The 10,074-nt window shown below is 32.9% G+C and carries 10 protein-coding genes; 4 read left to right on the top strand and 6 right to left on the bottom strand.

All coding sequences use genetic code 11. The features are described from left to right. Positions 1-60 precede the first annotated feature (60 nt). The 3 genes from EV214_RS12725 to EV214_RS12735 all read right to left on the bottom strand — a co-directional run bounded on the left by EV214_RS12725 (position 61) and on the right by EV214_RS12735 (position 3,088). Positions 61-648 (bottom strand): ABC transporter permease, encoded by a 588-nt coding sequence (locus EV214_RS12725; RefSeq protein WP_132246368.1) that lies wholly within the window; start codon positions 646-648, stop codon positions 61-63. After that, on the bottom strand, positions 638-1,411 hold the full coding sequence (locus EV214_RS12730) for an ABC transporter ATP-binding protein (RefSeq protein ID WP_132246370.1): 774 nt from the start codon (positions 1,409-1,411) through the stop codon (positions 638-640). Before EV214_RS12730 ends, EV214_RS12725 begins: the two co-directional genes overlap by 11 nt. A gap of 486 nt (positions 1,412-1,897) precedes the next feature. Next, positions 1,898-3,088: an L-lactate MFS transporter gene (locus tag EV214_RS12735; protein ID WP_207669690.1), complete on the bottom strand. Its 1,191-nt coding sequence runs from the start codon at positions 3,086-3,088 to the stop codon at positions 1,898-1,900. A 703-nt stretch (positions 3,089-3,791) separates the two neighbouring features. Here EV214_RS12735 and EV214_RS12745 point away from each other — a divergent pair. Further along, a complete protein-coding gene (locus EV214_RS12745; protein WP_132246372.1) occupies positions 3,792-4,760 on the top strand; it encodes a helix-turn-helix transcriptional regulator in 969 nt (322 codons plus the stop codon). Between the two features lie 314 nt (positions 4,761-5,074). After that, on the top strand, positions 5,075-6,871 hold the full coding sequence (locus EV214_RS12750) for a DUF4153 domain-containing protein (protein WP_243116658.1): 1,797 nt from the start codon (positions 5,075-5,077) through the stop codon (positions 6,869-6,871). Positions 6,872-6,995: 124 nt separating this feature from the next. Here the strand turns inward: EV214_RS12750 and EV214_RS12755 are convergent, their stop codons facing one another. Next, the gene (locus EV214_RS12755; protein ID WP_132246374.1) at positions 6,996-8,381 is read right to left on the bottom strand and encodes an NAD(P)H-dependent oxidoreductase; all 1,386 of its coding nucleotides are present in this window, start codon (positions 8,379-8,381) and stop codon (positions 6,996-6,998) included. A gap of 225 nt (positions 8,382-8,606) precedes the next feature. On the opposite strand from EV214_RS12755, the gene EV214_RS12760 reads away from it, so the two are divergent. Continuing rightward, complete coding sequence (locus tag EV214_RS12760) at positions 8,607-9,194, top strand: TetR/AcrR family transcriptional regulator (protein ID WP_132246376.1); 588 nt, start codon at positions 8,607-8,609, stop codon at positions 9,192-9,194. A gap of 193 nt (positions 9,195-9,387) precedes the next feature. On the opposite strand, the gene EV214_RS19715 is transcribed toward EV214_RS12760, so the two are convergent. Both EV214_RS19715 and EV214_RS19720 read right to left on the bottom strand, forming a co-directional pair. Further along, on the bottom strand, positions 9,388-9,570 hold the full coding sequence (locus EV214_RS19715) for a DeoR/GlpR family DNA-binding transcription regulator (RefSeq protein ID WP_408631309.1): 183 nt from the start codon (positions 9,568-9,570) through the stop codon (positions 9,388-9,390). After that, positions 9,507-9,758, bottom strand: coding sequence for a DeoR/GlpR family DNA-binding transcription regulator (locus tag EV214_RS19720; protein ID WP_207669693.1), 252 nt, complete (start codon positions 9,756-9,758; stop codon positions 9,507-9,509). The genes EV214_RS19715 and EV214_RS19720 overlap by 64 nt, the downstream gene beginning before the upstream one ends. 50 nt (positions 9,759-9,808) lie before the next feature. Between EV214_RS19720 and EV214_RS19515 the strand changes: the two genes are divergently transcribed. Further along, on the top strand, positions 9,809-10,000 hold the full coding sequence (locus EV214_RS19515) for a hypothetical protein (protein WP_207669692.1): 192 nt from the start codon (positions 9,809-9,811) through the stop codon (positions 9,998-10,000). Positions 10,001-10,074: the final 74 nt, after the last annotated feature.

Genomic DNA, 10,074 nt, shown 5'->3' on the forward strand with positions numbered 1-10,074 from the left:
AAGACGAAGGACAGAATTTATTTCTATCCTTCGTTATTTTTCTGTTGTTCTTCCTTTTCTTTACTGATTATCCTTTGTATCACCCTTAGCATAATCATATAAGCATCCATGATAATATATATGACAGTTTCTAGACAAATATGCAGTATCGTAACAAGAGGCAATGGATACGGTCATTGCAGTAAAAATGATCCCGGTGATACCAGCACCTGCCCAAAGTATGATAATAGGGGCTAGTGCTGTTTTAGGTAATGCATTTAATACAACCATATAGGGATCTAATACTTTAGAAACAAAGTCAGACCACCATAAAAGAATAGCAACAATGGTTCCGAAGAAAGTTCCCAATAAAAAACCTACAATGGTTTCAAAAGAACTGATACCAATATGCTTAAAAAGAGAACCGCTCTTTGCAAGTTTTATAAACACCTGCCACATTTGAGAAGGATAACTTGTAAGGAATGTATCGATCAACTCTGCTCTAGCAGCTACCTCCCAAAAAACAAAAAATACTATAAGTAAAGAAATTTGCGTAATTAAAATCGCCTTTTTTTTCTTTTGATGCATCCATAGAAAATGAAGATGTTCTTTAGAAACGTGTTTATTTATATTTTTTAGATGGTTAGGGCTGTTTACTTTATCTAACATGCACATCAAGCTCCTTCCATATGGTATTAAAATAGTCCTTAAATTCAGGAGCTTCTCTAGATGAAAGAGGTGTTCTTTCATTTTCAAGGGTTAGCTTGATTTTATGGATACTTTTAACGAATGCAGGCCTTTTTGATAATACAATAATTCTGTCTGCCATAGAGATAGCTTCTGCTATATCATGGGTTACCATAATCGCTGTTTTTTCTTCTTTTTTCAATATATTTCCTATGTCATCTGCAACGGCAAGCCTCGTTTGATAATCTAGTGCGGAAAATGGTTCATCAAGAAGTAGTAGTTCAGGCTGGATTGCCAAGGTTCTAATAAGAGCAACCCTTTGTCGCATGCCACCAGATAATTGTCTTGGGTAATGATATTTAAACTCACCTAATCCATATATCTCTAGTAGCTTTTCTATGCTAGCTTTTGTATCTTCATTTAATTTGTTTTGGATTTCTAGTCCAATCAGAACATTATTTAATATATTTCTCCACTCGAATAGATGGTCTTTTTGAAACATATAACCTATGGTCTTGTTTGTGCCGTTTACTGGCTGACCATTTACAATCACTTCACCAGAGGAAGGTGTAAGGAGTCCTGATATGATAGATAAAATAGTTGATTTTCCACATCCACTAGGTCCTACAATTACAACGATTTCTCCCTTGTATACTTCAAAAGATAAATTTTTTATAGCGATTGTTTCACGTTCTAAAGTATGATAATTCATTGATATATTTTTGATATCCACAATTTTTCCCATGGGTATATTCCCCCTAAGCCGAAAATTTCAGTATATTTTTATATTATTCAATGGCAAAATATTTGTTACTTTATTAATAGTGCCGTTTCAAATGAAATAAACAGTTAACAATAAAAACATTACATATTTACATATTTACATGTATTACAAGTTAATAGATTGAATTCATGGGGTTTGATAAGATTTTATATCCAAGTAATTTATTACAAGTCAAATAAATATTTAAGAGGGACTGCAACCATAGGATAGAATAAAAAGAAAAAGATGATGTGAAAACGAAGGCGAAAATCAAGCATGAACATGATCTAGGATACAAGGAAATTCTTTCTCATAAGAAAACTTTTCTTGAATTTTAAGAAGTTTTGTAAAGAATTTATATTGAAAAATTTCAAATTTAGTAAGTTCAATATTTTTATTAGATCAAGATGTAGCTATAGAAGCATAGATAGAGGAATTTCCTGTTAGAAGGAAGATTTTTACTTTTGATTATATATGATCTATTGGAGGAGGTTTTACGGTGAAAGTCAAAATAGCACCTATTACAGAAAGGACAGCAGCGATCAAGAATGTAGGTTTTAAACCACCCGCATTTGTAACGATTATTGGACCGGCTAATGCAGCAATGCCATATGCCTGATAAACAACTCCGTAGTTTGCACCTAAATTTTTAATACCAAAAAATTCTCCTGTTATTGTTGGGAATACGGCTAAGAATCCTCCAAAACAAAAAGCAACACCAGCTAAAGAGGCGAAGAAAGTAACGTAATTTAGAGCAAATATACTCATGCTAATCATGGATAGCGCAGAGATTATAAACATCATTGTTACGACTCTTATTCTACATAATTTATCTGAAAGTATACCCCATATAAGTCTTCCACTAGCATTGAATAGTGCAATCATAGCAACTGTATTTGCGGCTACAGAAGCTTCTAACCCAGCTAATTGCATCCCAATATCTTTAGCAAGACCGATCACTAAAAGTCCACTCATACATCCAAATAAATACATGATCCAAATAAAATAGAAAGATTTGGTTTGAATCATTTCTAAAGTGCTAAAGACAGTTTCTTTAGGATTATTAGCGTTTTTAATACTTGATTGATATTTAGTTGGTGGAAGGATTAAGAATTGAGATCCAATGAAACCTAAAATAGCATAGATTGTACCTAAATAAAAGAATGTTGAAGAAATTCCACTACTAGCTAGGAAATGTTGAATGACAGATTTGAAAACTAAGCTACCAAGTCCAAAAGCACCAACGGCTATACCTGTAATAAAACCTTTTTTCTCTGGAAACCATTTAACACAAGTAGATAATGGACAAACATAAGCAAAACCAACTCCAGTTCCAGCTATAATACCATAATAAATATATAATTGGGTAAGAGAGGTAGCTGTAGAGGTGAGTATTAGTCCTCCACCATAAAGGAGAGCACCAATAGTAGCAACTTTTCTTGGGCCTATTTTATCTTGTAGTCTACCAGAAAAAATAGTTGAGAAAGCAAAAACAAAAACAGCAATTGAATAAGTAAGAACTACCTGACTTTTTTCCCAACCGAATTTATCCATAAGTGGCTGATTAAACAAGCTCCATGTATAAATAGCACCTATACACATTTGTAATAATACAGCACCAAATACAACAACCCAACGCTTCATCATTTTATTAGGCATGAATACACCTCCTTTATAGTATAAGCTTTTTAATTAACAATCAAAGAAGAATAGTAGTCTTAATATTTTTTATATACTTGCGCATATCTTCTTTTTTTATGTTTCAAACTTACCTTTAGTCTTTGGAAATATCTAAATGAAATACATTGATTATTTTTTATTATTTTACTAGATTAGTTATATAATAACAATACAAATAAAAATCCAGGGACAATCTATTCGTATATGTTGTTGGATTTTTTTATGCCACAAATTTGCCTGTCTTTTAGAAGACATAGCTTCTGCTATGTTATGGGTCACCATGATTGCTGTCTTTTTTTTATTTTTCAATATATTTCCTATGTCATCGGCAACGGCAGACCTGCGCATGGAGGCCAGTTTAGAATTCCTATTCTTAATAAAGGAATTATATCTCCTGGTCAAGGGATGATTCCTAAATATGCTTTTATATTGTATAAATTTGGTAATCGTGTTATGGTTATTAGTAGAGGGATTGGGGATAGCATTATTCCTGTAAGAATTCATAACTGCATTACTATGATAAGGTGGGGCTGGTGTTTGATGTTGTGTAAGCGTTGAAAATTTATATTAGGCGAGTTAAGGAATAAAATATATCCTCTCTTTTTCGCAAGTAAAATCAAGCAATGCAATTTCCATTACACTATAATGACTATAGAGTGGTTGAAACGAGGTGAACAGACGAATGTATGAGTGGCACAAGCAAATCCAAATAATGGTTGATGAAATAGATGAGTGTATTAAAAATCGTAACAGTGAAGCAATAACGCTACGATTTCTTTCTCGCAAGTTAGGTTATTCCAAATTTCATACTACGAGAAAATTTAAGGAAATATCGGGTATGCAATTTAGGGATTATCTGCGGCATAGAAAATTAGCCTTTGCACTAAAAGAGGTTCGGGATAGTGAAAAAAGCATTTTGGATATTGCTTTTGAATATGGTTTTTCATCACATGAAGCTTTTACCAGAGCTTTCAAGGGAACATATGGTGTAACTCCAAGTGAATACCGAAAAAAGCCTAAGCCTGTCGTTCTTCGTACAAAAATAAACCCTTTCGACCGCTACTTTTTAGGATTTGGAGAGATGGGTATGATGAAATCTACAGATAATGTTAAAATTTATTTTGTAACCATTCCCGCACACAAATTTTTGCACATTAAAAATTATGAGAGTAATGGGTATTGGGATTTTTGGCAAAAGCAAAGTCTGATTCCGGGACAGGACTGCGAAACAATTTGCGGCGTACTCGATAGTATCAAGGGCAAATTGGATGACGATGGTGGGAGCGAATCTAACAGCGGCAGCGGTCAGATTATGGCGTACATTAATGACCCAGACGGTAGACTCTGCGATTGGGGTATTCCACGTACAGAGTGTTATGGTGCACGTCTTCCTTTTGATTATAAAGGCGAAGTACCACCACAAATACTTATGATGGATGTTCCCGAAGCCGAGTATATTGTTTTTGAACATGCGCCATTCGATTATGAGCAGGAAAATCGTAGTGTGGAGGAAAAGATGGAAAAGGCAATGGCAACTTTTGATTTTGCAGGAACCGGTTACTGCTTTGATACTTCCCCCGGTAGAATAATTTACTTTTCATTTAATCCGGAGCGGTTTTGGAAGTATATCAGGCCAGTGCGGAAGTCATAATCAATAAAAAGCACCTACCCAATGCGGTAGGTGCTTTATTACATATTGAAAGTGAAGTAGATTTTGATTTAAGACCAGATTGGTTTAGTTACAGAAGGCTGAATTGAGAATAGAATTTGATATATAATATTTGGTATGGCAGTAGTAAAAAAATATTGAATATGCACGTATAATTTTTTCAAAGGTGGAATCGTCTATATATAAGAGGGCAATTTTAAAGAGGAGATTTATTTGGAAAAATGAATATATATAGACTAATGGTTGTAAAAATTTTGGTGTCTTGTTCTCTAATCATACAAGTGAGGTGAAATATTGTGAGACGTTTAAAAGAAATTTTGGCCAGCAGTATCAAAGGAATTTCTCTAGCAGGATTTCGTTTTCCAATGACGGTGGTCAATTTATTGTCAGCTGCTTCCATCATTTTTAGATTGATCGCCATTGATGAGGTACTGTCTATGATGCTTCAAAAGCTGATTTTTACGTTTGTGGTAGGTGCAGTTTTGGGCATGGTTGCACAATTCGTAGTTGAAAGATTTCACAAGCTTTCCGGAAAGAGGGTTTTAGTCTATGGAGTAGCATCGCTATTTCTTGCAGGTTATTTTCTGATTTTGTTGCCTGCACCCGAAATTAGTGCTGAGATCACAATAAGAAGTTTCGTTGCAGTTTTTGCGCTAGTTTGCATGGTACTGTGGATCCCGCCTTATAAGTCGGAAGTTAACTTTAACTTAGTTGCTTTGGTTCACTTTAAATCTATTTTTACTTCTGTGCTCTATTCAGCTGTTCTTTCGGCAGGAATTGCAGCTATTATTGGAACCATTGACATTTTGCTTTTTAAAGTCAATGATGATACGTATGCGTACACCATGACGGTCATCTGGGTGGTATTTGCTCCTGTTTACTATTTATCGCTCCTGCCAAGATTTAATTCAGAATCTGAAGCAGATCAAAGCATAGTCAAACACGCCAGTAGTTATCCAAAATCCCTTGATATTCTGGTGTCGAATATCGCAATTCCTTTGATTAGTGTATATACGTTAGTATTAATTGCTTATTTTGTAAAGATACTTTTCACGCTCACGTGGCCGTTTGGGCAGGTTGGACCAATGGTATTGATTTACTCGATAGCCGGCCTTTTAATTTTTGTACTATCAAGTTTACTCGAAAATCGATTTGTTTTATTCTATCGTAAGATATTTCCGAAAATTCTTATTCCTGTTGTGATCATGCAGTTAATCTCTGTTGGCATTCGTTTGAATACATATGGTGTAACTGAGTCAAGATACTATATTGCTATCTTTGGAGTCTTCTCCATCATAGTGGGGGCGCTTTTAAGTTTTAGCACGGTTTCAAAAAATGGACGAATTGCTTTACTTGCTGCTGCCTTCGCAATCATTTCAATTATTCCCCCGGTGGATGCTTTTACTGTCTCTCGAAGGAGCCAAATTAACAGAATTCAATCTATCCTTGAAAATGAAGGGATGCTTATCGATGGTAAAATTATCAAGAAAGAGGATGCATCTGAATATACCAAAGTTGAGACTACTAATATTTTGTATTATCTCGAAAGAAGCAGTTCACTGGAGTATATAGACTGGCTACCAGAGGATTTTACAATCTATCATGATTTCAAAGCAACCTTTGGGTATAAACCGACGTATCCTACCCATAAGAATGGAGATCAACAATATATTAATGTTTCACTGGATACACAGCAACCTTTACTAGTTTCAGGATATGATGTTCTGCTCAATACCTTTGTAGGCAGATATATGAACGAAAAAGAAATGAAAGACTTTGATTTTGAACTAAATGGTAAGATGTATCGATTGAAAGTGAACAGGATTCCAAATGATGAAGTGCGTGTTTCTATTTTGGATTCATTCGGTACTGAACTTGTTGGAACAGATCTCAATAAATTTGCTAAAGGAATCGTTGGCGAAGAAACCAATGTGACGAAGGAAGTGTTACCGCTAAAAGAGATGAGCTTTGATGTTATAAAAAATGAGTATAAGTTGAAAATTATTTTCCAAAACATAAGTTATGCATCTGGAAGGGGTTCTGATTCAGGCGCTGATTATGCCATTTATGTTTTGTTTGCAGCGTATAAGTGAAAAAACTCATATTGCACTGTTTCGGAGATCATGAGGCTATGATTTGAGAGATTCAATATAAAAGGGTCTGCACTGTATGCATCTAAAATGTAGTACAGACAGATCCTTTTATATTTGTTCAGAACTAAATCGTTGTATCTTCCACAATCTTTTTTAAGGGTACAACCATTGAAGATTTAATTTGGTTTGAATAAATTTTTTTTCTTATGGAAGGAAATTTACACATTAACATGAATATGAAATTCCTTATTCTAGATTTATAATTTTTTTGTGGAAAATCATACACATTAAGTGCTTTATAAGCGTTATGATCAGCAACAAACGGAAATCTTAAATTTCCCCATATTTCATCTCTAAATATCTTCATACCTGCTACACCAAGAAACGTGGCGGGCTTGATGTAATTTACAGTTGATGATTTAATAAGGTTGCATGAGAAAACATATAATTGCTGATCGATTTCTATACTGGTATCATACTCGTCAGTGACGAACCCAACTAAATTGGAGCCTTGCCATTGCGTATAGGCTTCTAATATCTGTCTTAAATTAGGTATTTGCCTTAAGGCACCAGATATAATAAAACCTATTTGTTTACCTGAAAGAGATGGGGTGTGAGTATTAAAAAATCCTCTGTCTAAGAATCTTTTCCATGTAGAAGATAAATGTCTGTATTTAATAGCACCGGTGAAAACTATTATATCTGCAGTTTTTAATTTACTATTATAAAAGTTAATAAAATCATCTTTACCAGTGTAAGCGCACGCATAGTTATAGCCACATTTTAAGCAACCCAAGCAGCCTCCTTTTATATCTATATCTTGAAGATTAACTAATTCTATAGTTTGGGAAAATGAGTTTCTAAATTTATGTATCATATTTTTTAAATTAATATCTTCTAAAGAATCAGTTACTACAACCACCTTCTTATTTGAAACATCTATTTTATGATGGGTAATTTCAGGAATATATTTATTTGGAGAATATTTTATCGGATTGTAATTTTTTAAAGTAATTACTTTGTTTTCTATTGCATTAAAATAGTTTTGAGCAAATTGTAATAGATTTTTTTGTGTATCCTCCTTTCTTAAGTCATACATTTCTGGTGAAAAATAATCTACATAATTCATATTTAAATCATCACAAATAGAATTCATGTAATTTACTGCAGTGTGGTCATAGAAGTGAATTGATGTAGCAAGAACTGAAGTATATTTCCCGTCAAAAGCATCTACAACATTTTTTTCAAAAATTAATTCTATAAATCTTTGATAATTCGAATGAATAGTAAAAACATAAAGAGGGAATGCCCATATAACGCCATCACTAAATTTTATTTCATGGATTATATCCTCAAAAGTTTTTTTATCCTTTTCTATTTGATTAATTCTTTGAGAAATATTAATTATTTTTAATTCGTGATTCTTAAACTTATTTTGAATATAGTTTATATACTGCATAGTAACACTCATGTCCCCTTTAGGACTTCCATTTAAAACTACTATTTTCATTAACAACACCCCTATTATTTATTGGTTTTATCGAAGCGATTCTATTGAGTCAGTACATTTAATATGATGTGAGATTGCACAAATGCTCTTTTATAAAGTATGTTTACACTGTAAACTTAAATTTAATTATACACCCATAAGTTTACAATGTAAACATAAAGTGATATGATTTTTATCATAGAGATCATTTGAAATATATTCTAAGCTTTAGGGAGGTAACTAGAATTGGATAGAAAAACATATCATCATGGTGATTTAAAAAAAGAGCTTATTCATAATGGATTATTACTGCTAAATAAAGAAGGTACTGAGCGATTTTCCTTAAGAAAAGTTGCAATTATGTGTGGCGTAAGCCATAGTGCCCCGTATAAACATTTTAAGGATAAGGATGCGCTTATTAGTGAAATAATTAAAGAGGTCTGGAAAGAATTTTACGTAGCATTACTAGCGGTAACGGAGGTATATCCAAATGAACCTAAATTACAAATTATTGAAATGGGAAAAGCATATGTGAAGTTTATGGTGGAAAATCCAGAGTGCTTAAAATTTATGTTCCTGTCAGATAATGCATATCCTGTAAGAATAGAAGATGATAAATTTCCGGATGATAAAGTGGGTGCCTTTGGAGTTTTTAAAGATAGTGCAGAAAGATTTTTTAAGGAAATGAAATTAGATGAAAATTTATATATGCAAAAGACATTATTACTATGGAGTATGGTTCATGGACTCGCAATATTAATTATTAAAAATAGTATTGAATATAAAGGAGATTACTTAGTGTTAGTGGAAAGTATGATTAGAACTAGTCTTTGATAGTATTAATGATGATTTATATATATTATTATAGTTGTGCCTATGTTAGTAGTACGAATCCTATGTATAGGCTATTATTTTCCATAGAATAAATGAATTTGTCTAAAGAATCTTTCTAAAAACGATTCTTGTGGCAATGGACAGATTTGTGTGACGCTTTTAAAGTTTGAGATGAAAATAGTTAGCTGAAGACTTAGTCTTCAGCTAAAATAATTTTAGTGTTAAATTTTTTGAATTTATTAGCGATGTTCTTATTTAAATAAGAGTTCGTAATAATATAATCAATATTATTAATGGGTGATATGTTTATTGTTACATTTGTACCAAATTTACTGCTATCAGCAGCCACAAAGACTTCCTTAGATCTTTCGATGATTTTTCTTCTTGTAACGACCTAATCTCACAATCAGTGTTTATAAACTGATTTACAACTGGTATGGAATTAGTAATGATTGTGAGATTTTTATTATTTTTAAGATGCTTAGCGATATGATATGTTGTGGAGCCACTGTCAATAAAAATACAGTCTCCATCTTCAATAAATTCACTACATTTCTTTCCAATAACTTATTTTTGTAATTGTTTACTTACCATTCTCTTTTGGTGTATTTCAAATGTTGAACTGTCGTAATACACATTACGGAGAAGTGTATCATCTGCTACTGCAAGTCGAGTTTGGTAGTCTAGTGCCGAAAAAGGTTCATCAAGAAGCAGTAGTAGGGCCGTTACTTTTGATTGATTTAGTTATGGCATTCATGTTCATGGCAGGAATCACTAGAATCAGAAATTGGATAGGTTACAATTAATTAGACAGATATTTTAAGGTCATGTACAATAAATTTATTAAGACAAAGGAGAATAACCATGACCGATTCAAACA

The organism is Marinisporobacter balticus (assembly GCF_004345705.1).
Classification (GTDB): domain Bacteria; phylum Bacillota; class Clostridia; order Peptostreptococcales; family Thermotaleaceae; genus Marinisporobacter; species Marinisporobacter balticus.